Source organism: Arthrobacter sp. MSA 4-2 (assembly GCF_016405885.1).
GTDB lineage: Bacteria > Actinomycetota > Actinomycetes > Actinomycetales > Micrococcaceae > Arthrobacter_D.
On the sequence record NZ_JAEKGC010000001.1, the window covers coordinates 113484 to 130434 of the forward strand.

A 16951-nucleotide genomic window follows, 5' to 3' on the forward strand; every position below is an offset into this window, starting at 1 on the left:
ATTACTCTAAAAACTGCCGCAGATACCTACCGCCCGCCCCGTTTTCGGCATGGCCGGTGCGGTGGAGGCCCTTGCCACCGACCGGAAGACGAGCTGCTGGGTCAGGGTTGAAGGCCGGTTTCACGGGTTTGGCGCTAATTCCCGGGCAGTTGGTGGCCGGGCGCCGCCCGATTTCGGGGGACTCCACTGCAAGTCCTGTCTGGTGGGCTGCCCGCCTCGGCGTCGGGTGGGTGATTCCGCCCCGGCGGGTCCGATCCTTCAGTTACTCCCGAGTAGGTTTCCGCCTGAACGAAAGGTGCGTACCGCGTTGCCGGTCAGGGCAATGATGGCTAGAATGCTGGCCCCCGCCAACCGCCACAAGTCGCCGCCGATCATGTTCCACCCTCAATAGCATCTGCCACGGTCGATGCACAGGGCGATCGCCCTTTCCCGCGCCCCGATACGGCCCGTTATCCTGAAGGCCCGGACGCAGCGTCGCGCCGGGTCGTCGCAGACAGGTGCCCCGCATGCAGCTCTCCACGCCGGATCGCCCCCAGCAGCCACCTGCCACCCCACGGTCTGAACTCGACCGCATGACCGAGCTGGCAGGAGACCTGGCCGGCCAGTTCGAGCTGGTCCCGCTGCTCGAACGCGTCCTCGGCCACGCCGTCGCGCTCCTCGGCTGCGAAAGCGGCTCCATTTCGATCGTCCATGAATCCGAGGGCTACTACCGCAAGGAGGTGGACCAGGGTGTTGGCTGCCTCGAAGGGCAGACTTTTCCGCTCACCGAGGGCCTTACCGGACAGATCGTGAAGCACCGCGGGACCGTGATCCTTGACCGCTACGCCTCGGTCCCCACCGGCCACATCTCCCCAAGCGATCCACGCTGGGGTAGCGCCGTCATCGGCGTGCCCATTGCCTGGGACGGCGCCATCATCGGCACCTTCGCCATCTTCAGCAACGGACCGGACCGGAGCTTCACCGCCGCCGAAGCGTCTCTGGTGGAACTCTTCGCCAACCACGCCGCCATCGCGATCATGAACTCCCGGCTCCACAACGCTGCAGCCGGCAGGGAACGCGAAGCGGCGGTTGCCGGGGAACGTGAGCGGGCGGTGCGCGATGTCCATGAGACCATCGGCCGGTCCCTCGGGTCCCTGCTGCTCCACCTCGACCGTGCGGACAAGGCCACCCCCGCCGGTTCGCCGGCAACCCAGCACATCGACTCCGCCCGCGTCCTGGCCCACGAAGCACTCTTCGACACCCGGCGCACGGTCCTCGGGCTCGGCCCCTCCAGCCTCGCCGGGAGGACCCTCGGGGAAGCCGTCCGCGGCGAACTGAAACGGGTCAAGGCCACCTCCTCCCTCGACGCCACGCTCTCGGTGGTCGGGGAACCCCACAGCCTCGCGCCCGAGGTGGCCCACCAGGTGTTCATGATCGTGCAGGAGGCCGTGAGCAACGTCGTGGCGCACGCCCACGCCACCACCTGCCGGGTGGGCCTGTTCTACAACGCCACCGGAATTGCCGCCGTCATCGAGGACAACGGCCGCGGGTTCGACGCCGCCGCGAAGCACGGCACGGAGGGGGCGCCGTCGTCATCCGCCTGCCTGGGACTCCATGGAATGGCGGCCCGCGCCCACTATCTGCGAGGTGATCTCTCCATCGACTCCACGCCGGGGTGGGGCACGAGCGTGCGCGCTGAGGTGCCATACTCCGCCAGCGGGGAAGTGTCCCGCGAGCGGTGGCAGGTGCTCGTTGCCTGTATCCAGCCGATCGTGCGTGCGGGCCTGGTGCGGCTGCTCGAGACCTCGGAACCGTCGGTGCAGGTGATGGGGGAGCCGGACAGCCTCGCGGACCTCGTGGAGTCGATCTCCCTGCTTCAGCCGGACATGATCGTGCTCGACTGGGTGCTCATGGAGCAGTACGCCGCCGCCCGGCGGACGGGGTCGACAGAGGACCCCGTCGACCGGCCCGTGGTGGCCGTTGTCGATCACCCAACGCTTGACCAGCTGCGAGTTGCCGCGGCGTCGGGGGTGCGGGGATTCCTCTCGAGGAGCTCGACACCGGCCGAAGTGGCCCGTGTGGTGGTCGCCGCGGCCCGTGGTGATGCCCTGCTTGACGGCGCCGTCTTTACCCGCTTCACCGAAGCACACGAAAGTGCCGCTGAGAAGGAGGACGCCGGCGTCCGCCTGACAGCCCGCGAACTCGAGGTCCGCGATTTGCTGGGCGAAGGCCTGGCCGATAAGCAGATCGCCTCCCGGCTCGCCATTTCGGTGAAGACGGTCGAGAAGCACGTGGGCGCGATGCTACGGAAGACCGGTGCCCGCAACCGCACCATGCTTGTAGGCCTGCAGCACCAGGGCCAGTAGGACCCCTCAGAAGGCGGCGGCTCCCGCGGAGGCAACCTCCTGGTCCTGCTCGATGGTGCCGGTGGAGACGCCGATGGCTCCCATGATGCTGCCGTCGCGGACCAACGGGATGCCGCCGGGGAACACCGCCAGGCGGCCGCCGTGCGCATCGCTCAGTCCGTAAATAGGCCCGTCGGCGCGGGTGGCACCCTGCAGGTCACCGGTCTCGCACTGGAACGCGATCGACGTATACGCCTTATTGATGGCGATGGTGATGCTGCCGATGTTCGCGCCGTCCATCCGAACGTGCGCCTTGAGGTTCCCGCCGGCGTCGACGACGGCGATGTCCATCGGCTGGCCGATTTCGGTGGCTTTGGCCGCGGCGGCGTCGATGACGCGCCGGGCTTCCTCGGCAGTGACGGTTTCGAGTACTGATCCTGTGGCCATGGTGTCCTTCAATGTCGAAGTGGGGGTGGTGTGGCGGAACAGCCGCGCCCAACTCAACCATTGATGACTGCCGCTGGCGAGGTGGTGAAAACCCCCACAAACGGGGGAGGGGTAACCCCCATACCGGCCCGCGCAGCGCGGGCTTACCGTGGGCAAGAGCCTAGCCAGGAGGATTTGCCGTGGGTGTTGTACCCCTGAAGGACATTGTTGGTCCGGCGTTCGAGCAGCGGTACGGAGTGCCCGCGATCAACATCTTCAATGACCTGACCATGGAGGGAGTCCTCGCCGGTGCGGTCGACGCGAACTCGCCGGTGATCCTGCAGACGTCGGTGAAAACCGTGCGCAGCGTCGGGTCCCGGGTGCTCTTCGACATGTGGCAGTCCCTGACGCGCGGCATCGAAGTGCCCGTCACGCTGCACCTTGACCACTGTCCCGACCGCGCCGTGGTCACCGAATGCCTGAAGGCCGGCTGGAACTCGGTGCTGTTCGACGCGTCCGAGCTCCCCGTCGAGGAGAACCAGCGGCAGACCATCGAGGTCGTCGCGGAGGCCCGCAGCCACGGCGCCCAGGTGGAGGGGGAGATCGAGGCGATCACCGGCGTCGAGGACGACCACGGCTCCGACGAGGTCTCCAAGCAGCAGAGCCTCGACACGGCGCTCGCCTTCATCGACGCGACCGGAATCGACGTCTTTGCCCCGTCGATCGGGAATGCCCACGGCAGCTACAAGGCCGCACCCGTGCTCGACGTCGAACGCGTCACCCAGATTGTGGAGGCCCGCAACCTTCCGATCGCGCTGCACGGCGGCAGCGGCCTGAGCAGCGAGCAATTCGCCGACCTCATCGGCCGCGGCTGCGCGAAGGTCAACATCTCCACCGCGCTCAAGGAAACGTTCATGCAGTCAAGCCTGGCTTTCCTGAAGCAGGCGGAGCAGAACAACAAGTGGGATCCGCCGTCGCTCTTCAAGCACACGCGCGCCGACGTTCTCGCGATGGTCACGGACCTCTGCACGCAGTTCGGCAGCGCCGGCAAGGGAGGGCGCTGAGCATGCCCACGCTCATCTTCGACTGCGACGGCGTGCTCGCCGACACCGAACAGTACGGCCATCTGCCCGCCTTCAACCAGACCTTCTCCGATTTCCACGTCCCCGTGCAGTGGAGCGTGGAGGAGTACGCCGAGAAGGTGAAGATCGGCGGCGGCAAGGAGCGCATGCGCAGCATCCTCACCCCGGAGCTGACGCAGGAGCTGGGCCTGAAGGACGAGGCCGCCATCGACGCCGCGATCCTCGCCTGGCACAGGCGGAAGACCGAGGTCTACAAGGGGCTGGTGGAGAGCGGCGTCATGCCGGCCAGGCCGGGGATCGCCCGGATCGTGCGCGAGGCTTCCGACGCCGGCTGGACCCTCGCAGTCGCCTCCACCTCCGCCGAACCCGCCGTCCGTGCGGTCCTCACGCACGCCGTCGGGGACGACCTCGCCGCACGCTTCTCGGTGTTCGCCGGGGATGTGGTGCCTGCCAAGAAGCCCGCACCGGACATCTACCTCCTGGCGTTGCGGGAACTTGGCGTCTCCGACGCCGACGCCATCGTGGTGGAGGACAGCGGCAACGGGCTGCGCGCCGCCGTCGCCGCCGGACTCCGCACCGTGGTCACCGTCAGCGGCTTCACCCGCGAGGAGGACTTCACCGGCGCATCGCTGGTGGTCAGCTCCCTCGGTGACGCGGACGGCGAGCAGGCAGAGGTTCTCGCCAACCCGCACGGCACGGACGTTTCCGGCGTCGTCACCCTCGCCACGCTGAAGGACCTGCTGGCCCATCCCGGCCCCGGCGATACAAACTCCGCCCCAACCACCGATACGGAGGCACCATGACAGCCACCCAGCTCGCCGACGTCGAATACGTTGTGCACACACTCGCGGCAACGGCGGTGGACAAGGAGAAGGAGTTCGGGGACCTCGATGCAGTGGTCGGCGACGGCGACCTCGGCTACTCCCTGGCCCGAGGCTTCGAGAAGGTACTCACCGACTGGGAGTCGCTGAAGCGCGACGACGTCGCCACCTTCCTCCAGCAGATTGCGCTCGTGATCTCGAGCAGGATCGGCGGCACGTCGGGCCCGCTGTGGGGCACGGCGTTCCTGCGGGCCTCTGCGGTCGCGAAGACCGTGGACACCATCGACGGGACCGCCGTCGTCGCCATGCTGCGCGCTGCCACCGACGGCATTAAGGCACGTGGCAATGCCGACCTCGGTGACAAGACCCTGCTCGATGCACTCATTCCGGCTACCGACGAGCTCGAACGGCAGCTCACGGCAGGTGCTTCGCCGGAGGAGTGCCGGAAGGCCTTCGCGGCGAAGACCCGCGAATGTGCCGACGGCACGTCGGTGCTTGAGGCGAAGCGGGGCCGCGCCAGCTACAGCGGGGAGCGCAGTATCGGTTCCCCGGACGCCGGCGCCGTCGCCGTGGCGATCATTATCGAGCGCATCGTGGCCGACTGGCCCTGAGTTTCAGCTTTTCCATCCCAACACAACGACGTGGAGACCTTATGAAAAAGTTCGTCAACGATCCGCAGCAGTTTGTCCCGGAGATGCTCGAGGGCCTGGCGCTCGCGAACCCGGACACCCTCAAGTACGTGCCCGAGTACAACCTCATCATGCGCGCCGACGGGCCGGACCAGGGCAAGGTGTCGATCGTGCAGGGCTCCGGGTCCGGGCATGAGCCGGCACACGTGATGATCGTGGGCAAGGGCATGCTCGACGCCGCGTGCCCGGGCGATGTGTTCGCCGCACCGCCGTTCGACTACGTGTATGAGACGACTAAGCTGCTCGCGTCACCCAAGGGGGTGCTGCTGCTGGTCAACAACTACACCGGCGACAAGATGGTGTTCGAGATGGCGCAGGAGATGTCCTCGGCCGATGGTATCGAGGTGAAGACGCTGTTCATCAACGACGATGTCTCCGTCGAGGATTCCACCTACACCATCGGCCGCCGCGGGGTGGCGGGCAACTTCTTCGTGATCAAGGCCGTAGCCGCCGCCGCGGAGCGCGGGGCGGACCTCGACGAGGTCATCCGGATCGGCGAAAAGGTGAACTCGGTAACCCGCACCATGGGCGTTGCGCTCACCGCGTGCACCCCGCCGGCCAAGGGCAGCCCGCTGTTCGACCTGGGCGAGGACGAGATCGAGATGGGCGTTGGCATCCACGGCGAGCCCGGCCGGCGCCGGGCCAAGATGATGCCGGCGAATGAGATCGTCGAAGAAATCCTGGGTCCCGTGGTCAAGGATCTGCCCTTCGGCGACGGCGACCGGGTCGCGCTCATGGTCAACGGCCTCGGCGGGACCCCGATCAGCGAGCTGTACCTGCTGTACGGGCAGGCGCACAAGCGCCTGGCCGAGCAGGGCATCAGCGTGGGCCGCAGCTATGTGGGAGAGTACTGCACGTCGCTGGACATGGCGGGTGCCTCGATCACCCTAGTGAAGCTCGATGAGGAGATTGAGTCGCTGCTGATGGATCCGGCGGAGATCCCGATCCGGGTGTTCTAGGGGTTTGGTGCACGACGGCGGGGCCGGCACAATGAGGTGCCAGCCCCGCCGTTTGGCGTGCACGGCACAATGAGGTGCCGGCCCCGCCGTTTGGCGTGCACGGCGGTGAATCAGGTCAGGATGTCCTTGGTGCTGAAGCGTCCGTAGGCCATTGCCCCAAATACCGCGATGTAGCCCAGCTGCAGCAGGGCATTGTCGCCGAAGGACTGCCAGGCGATCGGATCCCGCAGCAGGTCCCCGAATCCGAACCAGTAGTGAGTGAACAGCCACGGATGCATCCACTCGAGCTGCGGCAGTGCACCGAGGATCTGGGAGACGGCAGCCAGGGCGGCGGTCGCCGCCATAGCGCCGACGGGAACTGAGGTGAGGGTGGAGATGAACAATCCGATTGCGCTCAAGCCCAGCAGGGAGACCGTCACATACAGGGCCAGCAGCAGCAGGCGCACCGCGTAGCCGCCGAAGCCCACGGTCGTGCCGGAGAGCAGTGCGACCGGGCCGATGGGAAACAGTGCGGCGCCGATCAGCGCACCCGTCGTCACCACCGTCAGCGTCCCGACAAGGCAGAACACCGCCGCCCCCGCGTACTTCACCAGCAGCAGCCGCACCCGTCCGGTCGGAGCCACCAGCAGATACCGCAGCGTGCCCAGGTTAGCCTCACCGGCGATGGTGTCCCCGGCGACCACTCCGATGGTCAGCGGCAGGAACAACGGGATCGACACGGTCAGCGCCGTCAGTGAGACAAACAGGCCGTTCTGCGTGATGCTCGCCAGGAACGCCGGGCCGCGCCCGGGCTCGGGCCCCTCGGAGAGCCGCACCACCACGGCGATGAGGATCGGGATCGCGGCGAGGGCGGCCAGCATGGCCCAGGTTCGACGGCGGCGGAACAGCACTGAGATTTCGGAACCCAGCAGGGACCGGCCGGCGAAGGGGCGGGCCCGTACGACGCCGTCGTTGCCGGGTGGGGGAGAGGGCACCGCTTCAGCCGGCAACGTCAAACCCCTCTCCGGTGAGTGCGACGAAGCGTTCCTCGAGGGAGGCTCCGCTCACGCTGAACCCGCGGACGCGGACGTCGGCCCTGACCAGCGCCGCATTCACTGTCTCCGGCTGTAGGCCGTTGAGGACGAGTTCGGCCGTCACGACGTCGTCCCGACCGCCGGTCTCCGGGCTCAGCCCGAAGGATTCGAGCACCCGGCGAGCCGCGCCCGGATCGGGGGTGAGGACCCGGACGTGGGCGGTGCCCTGCGCGCGGAGCTCGTCGAGGGTGCCCTGGGCGACGAGCCGCCCGGCGCTCATGACGGCGATCTGGTCGCACATCTGCTCCACCTCGGCCAGCAGGTGGCTTGAGACGAAGACGGTGGTGCCGCCGTCGGCCAGCGATCGGATGAGACTGCGGACCTCGCGGGTGCCCTGCGGGTCGAGCCCGTTGCTGGGCTCGTCGAGGATGAGCAGGTCGCGCGGGGTGAGCAGGGCGTTGGCGATGCCGAGGCGCTGCTTCATACCCAATGAGTAGGCGTGGGCACGTTTACGGGCCGCATGGCCGAGCCCGACCCGTTCCAGGGCGGCGTCGACGCGCTGATTCCGGGTGGCGCGCGAAGTGAGGAGGTCGGCGTCGTCGAACCGCTGCAGGTTGGCCCGCCCGGAGAGGAACGGGTAGATGGCCGGACCCTCGACGAGGGCGCCGACGCGGGGCAGGACGTCGCGGGAGGACTCTGGCATTGCGCCGCCCAGGAGCCGGATCTCCCCGCTCGAGGCGGCGGCGAGGCCTAGCAGCATGCGGATGGTGGTCGTCTTGCCGGACCCGTTGGGCCCGAGGAAGCCAAAGACGGACCCCCGCGGCACCTGAAGGTCGATGTCGTCCACGGCGCGCTGGTGGCCGAAGGTCTTGGTCAGCCCCCGGGTCTCGATGGCCAGCTCGGTGGCGGCCGCGGTCACGGCCGCACCCCAGGGCAGGCCCGACGACGGTCGGTTGCCTGCCCCCGCGGCGCCCCCGGCGTCACTGCTGGGAGGCAGCGATCAGCTGGTCGGCACTGACGGCTCCGGCGAAGACGCGTCCGTCGTCGGCGATGAACACCGTGACGAGCGAGGTCTGCAGGACGCGTCCGCCGTCCACCTGGGTGAAGGCCTGCTGCAGCAGGGCCTGCGCCTCGGCGGCATCCTCGCCGTTGGGGGTGGCGGTAAATGCATCGGACGCGGAGCCGGCCGGCAGGGCGACGATTGAGCTCCAGCCCTCGCCGAGAACCCTCGGCTCGGTGCCGGGGTCCCGGTCGGGCATGTCGTGATCCCGGTGTTCCTTCACGGGCACCTCGGTCACGGTGGTGCCGGCCGGGGGAGTGAACTCGAAAAGGGTCGCAACGGGAGCGCTGAAGTCGATGCTGGAGAATGCAACCGAGAACGCGGGCTCGGACTGGCCCTGTGCGGCGATGATGAAGCTCAGGGGAACGCCGGTCTCGGAATCCACGGCGAGGGACACAGCGCCGACGAGGGTGTCGTCGGTGCTGGGTGTAAGCACAAGTTCGTAGGCGGTGCGGCCGGCCACCCGGGCGTTGTCGCCCACGGTGATTTCGGTTGAGGGGTCGATGGTGGAGAGGAACTTCTCGGCAATCTGACCCGGCGTGTAGGCCTCGCCCATCGGGGCCTCGGTGACTTCCGCCGGGCGGACCGCGTGGGCCGCCTCTTGCTCGCGGAAGTCGTAGTACCAGACCTCGTCGCCGTTCAGGGTGACGTTGCGCTCGCCGAGCCGGTCCTGCACCTGGACCCGCGCCTTGTCGGGGCCGTCGATGGAGACCTGGGCGGTGTGGTCCGCGGTGAGCAGTTCGAGGGCCGCGCCCGGGCCGTCGGTGCTTCCGCCGCCGGGGTCCATGGACTGCAGCTCCGGTAGGCCGAGCTCGGAGGACTGCTCAAGGGTGCCGGAGAAGGCGCTGTCTTTGCTGTCGGCGACCAGCTCCAGGAGCTCCTGGGCGGTCTTCGCCGGCAGCTTGGGACTCGCCTGCGCGAGGTTGGGCCCGACGACGGACGCCGCCACAATGACCGCCGGGACGATGCCGGCGGGAAGCCAACGCTGCCAGTTCTTTGCCATGATCGTGCCTTCCGGGTGATTCCCTTACCCCCACGCTCTGTTAACGGTACTCCTGCTAGCTGGGAGGACGCCGTGCATTTCGGGGTGAAAGCAGTCCGGGCTGGACACGCCCGGACGGCGAAACCGTATGAGCGTCCCAGCCAGGGTGCTCCTACGGTTGTTTCGGGCGGTTTTCCTCCGGTCTGACGTTCCGCGCCGGCGATCTATGGTCCGGTGAAGGAACGGTCCTGTTCCTTACATTGGGCAGGGCCCTACCGGAAAACCGCTTTGGAGATGCGGGCGCGGAAAAATTCGCCGTCGTCGCTTCCCGGTGAGGTTCCCTTCCACCAGCCGGCCCGAAGGATTGAAGGAAGAGTGATGCCATCGAACTCCGCCTCCGCTTCGATCGACACGCCAAAGGGATACCGGCCCGGGGGAGACCCTCCCGGGGTGCCCCACCGCAGCATCGACACCTCGGTCAGCGCCCCGGCCGGATCGACCCGGAGCGTGACGTCCTCGGCTTCGCCGTCGATCACCCGGGTCATTACCGCCGTGTCGGGCGAGAGACCGGCGCTCCACGCGGCGCTGCGAAACGCCGTGGGGACGAGGACTCCCTCGCTCGCCAGGCGGCCCGCCGCGCTGCGGGTCACATCGTCGCCGCCCGCGGTCACCACCGGAAGGACTCCGAGCAGCCGCCACCGCATCCGGCCGGTGCCTTTACTGAAGCGGTCATAGCCTCGAACGGGAAGACCTCCGACGCGTGCTTCCGCGGCCCAGATGAAGCCCTTCTGCGGAGCGAGGATCTGGCGTGCCTGGAACGGCCGCCAGGAGGGCCCGAGTTTGATCTGCCCGGACATGGTGAGTTCCACCGAGGACCACAACGGGGTGCCAGGCCGGAGCGAGTGCACGAGCCACCGCTGCGCCGCGGCCGGCAGTCCCGCCGTCAGACCCGGCTCGTACAGCGGAGGGGACGACTCTCCGGCGCGGAGCCACGCCCATTCATCCCGGAGCGCCGCCGGCCTCAACACCCTCGTCATCCTGTCCCCCCTCCACGGCGGCCTGTGTCGCCCCGGCTACTACGGTGCCACCGGGCCGACACCCCGCACAGGGGCAAAGGACCTCCGCTGGGACTCTGCGGGATAGGCTCTTCTGGGCTTCGCGTGGGGTCCCGTACGCAACCAGCTCAAGGGGACGAGTGCACAGCCTGAACTTCACGGCCATCGATTTTGAGACGGCCAACAGCAAACGCGGATCGGTGTGCGCCGTCGGGCTCACCAAGGTGCGGGCCGGAGTGGTCACCGAATCGCAGAGCTGGCTCATCCGGCCGCCCGCGGGAATCGACCACTTCGATGCGCGGAACATCTCGGTGCATGGGGTCCGTCCGCAGGACGTACTCGGCGCGGACTCCTGGGGGACCTCCCTGCGGCGGATCCTTGCCTTCGCGGCAGGAGACCCCCTTGTCGCACACAACGCGTCGTTCGACCGTTCGGTGTTCCGGAACGCCTGCCTCGAATCCAACCTCGAGGTGCCCGAGGTCGAGTTCCGCTGCTCGCTCGAGCTGGCGCGGCGCCAGCTGGACCTCGAGGTTAACCGGCTACCGCAGGTCGCCGAGGCCCTGGGGTTGAGCAGCTTCCGCCACCACGACGCCGGCAGCGACGCCGAGACGTGCGCGAACGCCGTCCTGGCCATCGCCCGCAGGGACGGGCTCTCCACCCTCGAGCTGCTGTGGCCCGCCAAGCCGCCGAAATCCTCCGGCTCGCACCGGTACCGGGGCGAGCCCGCGCTCGCAGATCTTCCGCAGCCCAATCCGTTGGCGGACCCCTCCCACCCGCTGTTCGGCCAGGTCGTCGTCTTCACCGGGGAGCTCCGCACCCTCGAGCGGCCGGAGGCCATGGCGCAGATTGCTCACCGCGGCGCGGCCAACGCCAAGAACATCACCAAAAAAACAACAATGCTTGTCATCGGGCGGCAGGATCCGCACAGCACCCGCGTGGAAATCAGCACGGACAGCGGCAAGGAACGCAAGGCGCTGCAGTACGTCGAGGCGGGTCAGGCAATCCAAGCCGTCAGCGAAAATCAGCTGCTCGAATGGCTGGCACCTGCGGCCGGTGCGATCGGGGATCCCACCGAGAATTTGGTCCGTGCAGCCGCCCCTTCCCTTGAGGCGATCCCGGCTCTTGAGGCGCCCGCAGTGCGCCCGGCGGCGATCGAGGCGCCTGCGGCAGGTGCCAGTGGTGCGCCGTTGGAGCTCGTCGCAGCGGGCATCCTCAAGCTTCTGGGAAGCTTCCGCCGCTCTCGGTAGGAGACGGCCACCGGGGTTCCGGAGACCTCGGCGCCCGGGGGAGCTGCCGGCCCGTCGAGGGGGCCGGCGGGAAGCACTCAGTGCCGCCGGTCGTAGCGCCGCACCGCGTTCTCCCGCGCGTGGAGCAGCAGGGACAGTGCCTTCTCGGCCGTTGCCTCGCCGGGGTTGAGGATGGACACCCACGCCTGGGAACCGTAGACGGGATGGGGCAGAATGCGGTCCACCTCGGTGAAGTCGAACTCGGACAGGTGCTCGGCGTGCTGATCGGCCGGGTGGCCCACCAGGTCCTCGTACATCGACTTTCCCACGAAGATATTGAGCCGGAAGATGCCGGGCCGGTTCAGGTCGGAGGCGGTGTCGAAGCCGGGGTAGTCGCTGACCACAATCGTCGCGAAGGGGTAGCGCCGGTACGTCGGAGCGCTGTCGTCGGGATCGTAGAAGATGAAGGTGTCGCCCCACGCGGCCTCGGGCGCGCCGGACTCCTCTGTTGCGGTGTCCACCACGACGCCGGGCAGGTCCGAGACGAAGGCGATGATGTCGTTTTCATCCACCCGTGAATGCTCTCAGGCGTCCGGGACTTGCGTAAAGGAGGGGGGCCGCCGCTTCACACCGCCGCTTCACACCGCCGCTTCACGACGAGGGTTGACGGTGATCACCGGTACCGGGAAATGCGAGGCGCGAATAGGATCGAGCAGGTTGTCAGTGATCCCGGCCGTGAACTGGTCGAGGTCGAACACCTTGAAGAGTGCCTCCCTGCCGAATTTCGAGCTGTCGGCGACGAAAAAGGCTTCCTTCGCAATGGACCGCATGGTCCGCTTCAGTTCGATCTCATAGCTGCTCGTGTTGAAAATGCCCTGCTCATCGACGGTATCCGCACCGAAGACCGCAACGTCGACGCGGAGGTGTTCAATCTGCTGCACCGAGGTGGGCCCCCACAGCGTATAGACGTTCGGGAGCAGTTCGCCCCCGATGAAGACGAGGTGGGCGCTCTGCCGCTCCGCAATCTCCACCCCGATACGCAGGTCGTTCGTGACGACGGTGAGCCGTGAGTGCTTCAGGTGCTTGGCGACTTCGAGCGTCGTCGAGCCGCTGTCGAGCAGGATCGTCTGCCCGTCGAGGATCTTGTCAGCCATCGCCGCGCCAATGGCCCGCTTTTCGCGTTTATGAAGCGACTCCTTGATGGCCGACGGAGTGTCAAGATGCTTCATCGGGTACGCCCCGCCATGGGTGCGCTGCAGGAGCTCCATGCGTTCGAGCTTCTCGAACTCCCGGCGGATGGTCGATGGATTGACGTCGAGCCGCCGAGCAAGGCCCACGACCGATTGGAAGCCTTCCTCCTGGAGGATCTCAAGAATCATCGCTTGTCTGGTCATACGTCGACTCTCGTCATGTGTCGTCCTCCTTGGCGGCAATGCAAGTATAGTACCGCGCGGAATGCGCGATATTGCGCAAAAATCGCGCAGCGACCTCCTCCTATCGTGCAGAGATTGAGCAAAATTCATTGACACCTGCGCAGACGCGACTTTAGAGTTCACCGCAGTTTCACTATCGGTGTCCCGCACGAGTGCAGCACGAGGCAGCACTGGCACCGTCACAAAGGAGTGGCAATGAAGCACGGAAATGCCGTCAAATTTCTTTCAGTAGGAGCCGTCGCCACGCTCCTTGCCTCCTGCGGTACCACCGGGGGCGGAGGCTCCGAAGGCGGAGGTTCGGGCGGGGGCGACGCCGGCGCCGCGGAGGACATGTCCATGGTGACCGTCGTCAAGATCACCGGTGTCGGCTGGTTCGACCGCATGGAGGAAGGCGTCACCAGCTTCGCCGACTCGACGGGCATCGACGCCCGGCAGGTCGGCGGTGATGATGCCAGCCCGGAGAAACAGATTCAGATCATCCAGGACCTCATCCCGCAGAACCCGACCGCCATCACCGTGGTGCCCAACTCGCCCGAGGGCCTTGAGAACGTCCTCGCGCAGGCACGGGAGCAGGGCATCGTCGTCGTGACCCACGAAGCGAGCGGCATCAAGAACGCCGATATCGACATCGAAGCGTTCGACAACAAGGCCTACGGCGCCCAGATCATGGACAACCTCGCCGAGTGCATGGGCGGCGAGGGCGAGTACGTCTCCTTCGTCGGCGGCCTCACCGCCAAGACCCACATGGACTGGGTCCAGGGCGCCCTGGACCAGCAGGAGGCCGAGTATCCGGACCTCACCCGTGTTGAAGACCCGATTGAAAGCAAGGAAGACGAAGGCGTCGCGTACTCGCGGGCCAAGGAGGTCCTGGCGAAGTACCCCGACATCAAGGGCTTCCAGGGTTCGGCCGGCACAGACGTTGCCGGCATCGCCCGCGCGGTGCAGGAGGCGGGCCGCGAAGATGACGTCTGCGTCATGGGCACCAGCATCCCGTCGGTGTCGGAGAAGTACCTCGAGGACGGCTCGATCGACAAGATCTTCTTCTGGGACCCCGCGCTGGCCGGCGAAGCCCAGCTGAAAATCGCGCAGCTGCTCGCTGAAGGCGAGGAGGTCGGGGATGGCACGGACCTGGGAATCGAAGGCTACACCTCGCTCAAGAAGCTCGAGGGCTTCGACAACGTTGTCGTCGGCGACGCGGCGGTTGAGGTCGACGCCGAGAACGTCGGCGAGTACGACTTCTAGACCGCTTCATCCACGCACATCGGGGTCCGTGCGCCGCAGAGGCGGCGCACGGACCCCGAACCGCCAAAGGACATCTTCATGACAAGCAGCAACCCGCCGACGGGGCAGCCAGGTGTCCCCGTCCTGGAAGTGCGAAATATCTCCAAGAGCTATGGGGGAGCGAAAGCCCTCGAGGGAGTATCCCTCGCCCTTCAAGCCGGCCACGTCCACTGCCTCGCCGGTGAGAACGGATGCGGCAAGTCGACCCTGATCAAGATCATCAGCGGAGCCGAGCGCCCCGACGGCGGCGAAATCTTCATCGACGGCAAGCCCCACCCCTTCATGACTCCGTCGCAGGCCATCAAGGAAGGCATCCAGGTCATCTACCAGGATTTCTCCCTGTTCCCGAACCTCACCGTGGCGGAGAATATCGTCCTCACTTCGGTCGTCGCGAAGCGGTCCAAGGTCTTCTCGGCCGGCAAGAACCGTCCGGCCGCCGAACATATCGTCAAGGAGCTGGGGCTGACGCTCGACCTCGACAAAGACGTCGAACGGCTGTCCGTCGCGGACAAGCAGCTCACCGCCATCTGCCGGGCATTGGTCAGCGAGGCACGCGTCATCATCATGGACGAGCCCACGACGGCCCTCACCCACAGCGAGGTGGCCCGGCTCTTCGGCATTGTCCGCAAACTCCAGGACCGTGGGGTTGCCCTGGTCTTCGTGAGCCACAAGCTCGAAGAAGCGCTCCAGGTGTCACAGGACCTGACAATCCTGAGGAACGGCATCCACGTCGTCTCCGGCCCCACCACCGGTTTCGACCGGCGGTCCCTCATCAAGCACATGACTGGGCGGGCCGTAAACGAGACCCGGCTTATCACGAGTCCCCAGCTCGAGGAGCGTCCCGTCCTGAGCGTCCGGTCGCTCTCGGTCTCGGGCGCCTTCCACGACGTGGCCTTTGACCTCCACCGGGGAGAGATCCTCGGGATCACCGGACTGCTCGGCTCCGGCCGGAGTGAAATCGCCGAATCGCTGTTCGGCGTGCTCCCGGCCGATTCCGGAACCGTCGAGGTTGAGGGCAAGACCGTGCGCATCCGATCGATCGACGACGCCATCCGCGCCGGAATCGGCTACGTGCCCGAGGACCGGCTGACCCAGGGGCTCTTCCTGGAGAAGTCGATCGCTGACAACATCATCGCGGGGTCGGTCGACAAACACCGCCGGGGGCCGATCCTCCTCGATTCCGGAAAGGTCTCCTCCTCCATCCGCCGGTTGTTCGATCAGTTGCGCATCAAGGCCCCCAATGTCCTCGCCCCGGTCCGAAGCCTTTCGGGCGGTAACGCGCAACGCGTCGTACTGGCCAAGTGGCTCGCCAACCAGCCCAAGGTCCTGATGCTCAACGGTCCGACGGTCGGCGTCGACGTCGGCTCCAAGGAGGAAATTCTTGCGGTGCTGCGCGAGCAGGCCGGAAACGGGATGGGCGTTCTTGTCATTTCGGACGACGTGCCCGAGCTTGTCACGGTCTGCAACCGGGTCCTCATCGTCCGGCAGGGTGCGGTGGTCGACGTCCTTGAAGGCGACGCAGTGAACGGTACGGCCATTGAGGAGCTGATGGCGGCATGAGCGACACCCGAACGTTGTCCCGCGCCGGAGGCCTCGCCCGGTTCAAGGGCGCCAACAACGAGGGCGTCCTCGCCCTCGTCCTGGTTGTCCTCATCATCGGCATGACAATCATCAGCCCGTCGTTTTTCTCGGTCGGGACCTTCTTCGCCATCCTCCGCAGCTCGATCGTCCCGCTCGTGTTCGCGCTCGCCGTCCTCATCGTCATCATCAGCGGCGGTATTGATGTCTCCTTCGCGGCGATCGCAATCTTTGCCGCCTATACGGCGGTCAAACTCACCGGCAGCGGGAACTTCGACCCCGGGCTGATCGCCATCGTGCTCTTCGCGTGCCTGATCGGGGCCCTGTTGGGGCTGGTCAACGGCGCCGTCATTGCGAGATTCCGGCTCTCAACCCTGATCGTCACCCTCGGGACGCAAGGGATCTTCCGAGGCCTCCTGGTCGCGTACATCGGCTCCCGGTACATCGCGGACCTCCCCGGAAGCATGTCCGCGGTCTCGACCTCGAACCTCATCTCCCTTGAGGGCGGAGGGGCAAACGCGTACCTCCACGTCCTTGTGGTCCCGGTTGTCCTCCTGTGTGTCCTGGTTGCCTTGATGCTACGCAAAACAATGTTTGGCCGGGGCATCTACGCCCTGGGCGGCGACATGGAGGCAGCGCGCCGCGCCGGGTTCTCCGTGGTGCGGATCCAGATCGCCCTGTACGTCCTGGCCGGAGTGCTCGCCGCGCTCGCCGGCGTCTTCCACGTGATCCTCGGCCGCAACGCCAACCCGCAGGACCTCGTCGGGACCGAGCTGGACATCATTGCCGCCGTCGTCCTCGGCGGAGCCTCCATCTTCGGCGGCCGCGGGTCGGTCCTCGGCACCGTGCTCGGTGTGCTGCTGGTGCAGCTGATCAACAACAGCCTCATCCTGGTCGGCGTGCCCACGGCCTGGCAGCGCACGGCGGTCGGCGTGCTGCTCGTGATCGGTGTGGGCATCCAGGCGATCTCCGCCAAGCGTGAGTCGAAACGGGTGCTCGTGAACGACGAGGTGAAGGAGTAG

Annotated in this window: 16 protein-coding genes; 9 read left to right on the plus strand and 7 right to left on the minus strand. The window is 66.9% G+C overall.

Annotated elements, in window-relative coordinates; translation table 11 throughout:
• Positions 1 to 572 precede the first annotated feature (572 nt).
• Positions 573 to 2345 carry a GAF domain-containing protein gene (locus tag I6N91_RS00420; protein ID WP_198809958.1) on the plus strand — a complete coding sequence of 591 codons (1773 nt, stop codon included), beginning with the start codon at positions 573 to 575 and terminating at the stop codon, positions 2343 to 2345.
• A 6-nt stretch (positions 2346 to 2351) separates the two neighbouring features.
• Here I6N91_RS00420 and I6N91_RS00425 read toward each other — a convergent pair whose 3' ends face one another.
• Positions 2352 to 2771 carry a heme-binding protein gene (locus I6N91_RS00425; protein ID WP_198809959.1) on the minus strand — a complete coding sequence of 140 codons (420 nt, stop codon included), beginning with the start codon at positions 2769 to 2771 and terminating at the stop codon, positions 2352 to 2354.
• Positions 2772 to 2950: 179 nt separating this feature from the next.
• Here I6N91_RS00425 and I6N91_RS00430 point away from each other — a divergent pair, with 179 nt between their 5' ends.
• Genes I6N91_RS00430 through dhaK form a run of 4 tightly spaced genes read left to right on the plus strand, consistent with a single transcriptional unit; the run spans position 2951 to position 6301 of the window.
• Positions 2951 to 3814 (plus strand): class II fructose-bisphosphate aldolase, encoded by an 864-nt coding sequence (locus tag I6N91_RS00430; protein ID WP_198809960.1) that lies wholly within the window; start codon positions 2951 to 2953, stop codon positions 3812 to 3814.
• 2 nt (positions 3815 to 3816) lie between these two features.
• Positions 3817 to 4635 carry an HAD-IA family hydrolase gene (locus I6N91_RS00435; RefSeq protein ID WP_198809961.1) on the plus strand — a complete coding sequence of 273 codons (819 nt, stop codon included), beginning with the start codon at positions 3817 to 3819 and terminating at the stop codon, positions 4633 to 4635.
• Positions 4632 to 5264: a dihydroxyacetone kinase subunit DhaL gene (dhaL, locus tag I6N91_RS00440; RefSeq protein WP_198809962.1), complete on the plus strand. Its 633-nt coding sequence runs from the start codon at positions 4632 to 4634 to the stop codon at positions 5262 to 5264. Before I6N91_RS00435 ends, dhaL begins: the two co-directional genes overlap by 4 nt.
• 41 nt (positions 5265 to 5305) lie before the next feature.
• Complete coding sequence (gene dhaK, locus I6N91_RS00445; RefSeq protein WP_120168594.1) at positions 5306 to 6301, plus strand: dihydroxyacetone kinase subunit DhaK; 996 nt, start codon at positions 5306 to 5308, stop codon at positions 6299 to 6301.
• A gap of 110 nt (positions 6302 to 6411) precedes the next feature.
• Here the strand turns inward: dhaK and I6N91_RS00450 are convergent, their stop codons facing one another.
• The 4 genes from I6N91_RS00450 to I6N91_RS00465 all read right to left on the minus strand — a co-directional run bounded on the left by I6N91_RS00450 (position 6412) and on the right by I6N91_RS00465 (position 10393).
• Complete coding sequence (locus tag I6N91_RS00450; RefSeq protein WP_307843176.1) at positions 6412 to 7275, minus strand: ABC transporter permease; 864 nt, start codon at positions 7273 to 7275, stop codon at positions 6412 to 6414.
• A gap of 4 nt (positions 7276 to 7279) precedes the next feature.
• Positions 7280 to 8233 carry an ABC transporter ATP-binding protein gene (locus tag I6N91_RS00455; RefSeq protein WP_307843177.1) on the minus strand — a complete coding sequence of 318 codons (954 nt, stop codon included), beginning with the start codon at positions 8231 to 8233 and terminating at the stop codon, positions 7280 to 7282.
• A 61-nt stretch (positions 8234 to 8294) separates the two neighbouring features.
• The gene (locus I6N91_RS00460) at positions 8295 to 9377 is read right to left on the minus strand and encodes a DUF2092 domain-containing protein (RefSeq protein WP_198809963.1); all 1083 of its coding nucleotides are present in this window, start codon (positions 9375 to 9377) and stop codon (positions 8295 to 8297) included.
• 251 nt (positions 9378 to 9628) lie between these two features.
• A complete protein-coding gene (locus I6N91_RS00465) occupies positions 9629 to 10393 on the minus strand; it encodes a DUF6544 family protein (RefSeq protein ID WP_198809964.1) in 765 nt (254 codons plus the stop codon).
• 158 nt (positions 10394 to 10551) lie between these two features.
• Between I6N91_RS00465 and I6N91_RS00470 the strand changes: the two genes are divergently transcribed.
• The gene (locus I6N91_RS00470) at positions 10552 to 11658 is read left to right on the plus strand and encodes an exonuclease domain-containing protein (RefSeq protein WP_198809965.1); all 1107 of its coding nucleotides are present in this window, start codon (positions 10552 to 10554) and stop codon (positions 11656 to 11658) included.
• Positions 11659 to 11735: 77 nt separating this feature from the next.
• Here the strand turns inward: I6N91_RS00470 and I6N91_RS00475 are convergent, their stop codons facing one another.
• On the minus strand, positions 11736 to 12209 hold the full coding sequence (locus I6N91_RS00475; RefSeq protein WP_198809966.1) for a DUF6194 family protein: 474 nt from the start codon (positions 12207 to 12209) through the stop codon (positions 11736 to 11738).
• Between the two features lie 66 nt (positions 12210 to 12275).
• Positions 12276 to 13031, minus strand: a complete 756-nt coding sequence (locus I6N91_RS00480) for a DeoR/GlpR family DNA-binding transcription regulator (protein ID WP_198809967.1) — start codon at positions 13029 to 13031, stop codon at positions 12276 to 12278.
• 234 nt (positions 13032 to 13265) lie between these two features.
• On the opposite strand from I6N91_RS00480, the gene I6N91_RS00485 reads away from it, so the two are divergent.
• The 3 genes from I6N91_RS00485 (at position 13266) to I6N91_RS00495 (ending at position 16951) form a co-directional block, all read left to right on the plus strand.
• Positions 13266 to 14312 carry an autoinducer 2 ABC transporter substrate-binding protein gene (locus I6N91_RS00485; RefSeq protein WP_198809968.1) on the plus strand — a complete coding sequence of 349 codons (1047 nt, stop codon included), beginning with the start codon at positions 13266 to 13268 and terminating at the stop codon, positions 14310 to 14312.
• A 78-nt stretch (positions 14313 to 14390) separates the two neighbouring features.
• On the plus strand, positions 14391 to 15911 hold the full coding sequence (locus I6N91_RS00490) for a sugar ABC transporter ATP-binding protein (RefSeq protein WP_198809969.1): 1521 nt from the start codon (positions 14391 to 14393) through the stop codon (positions 15909 to 15911).
• Positions 15908 to 16951, plus strand: coding sequence for an ABC transporter permease (locus I6N91_RS00495; protein ID WP_198809970.1), 1044 nt, complete (start codon positions 15908 to 15910; stop codon positions 16949 to 16951). Before I6N91_RS00490 ends, I6N91_RS00495 begins: the two co-directional genes overlap by 4 nt.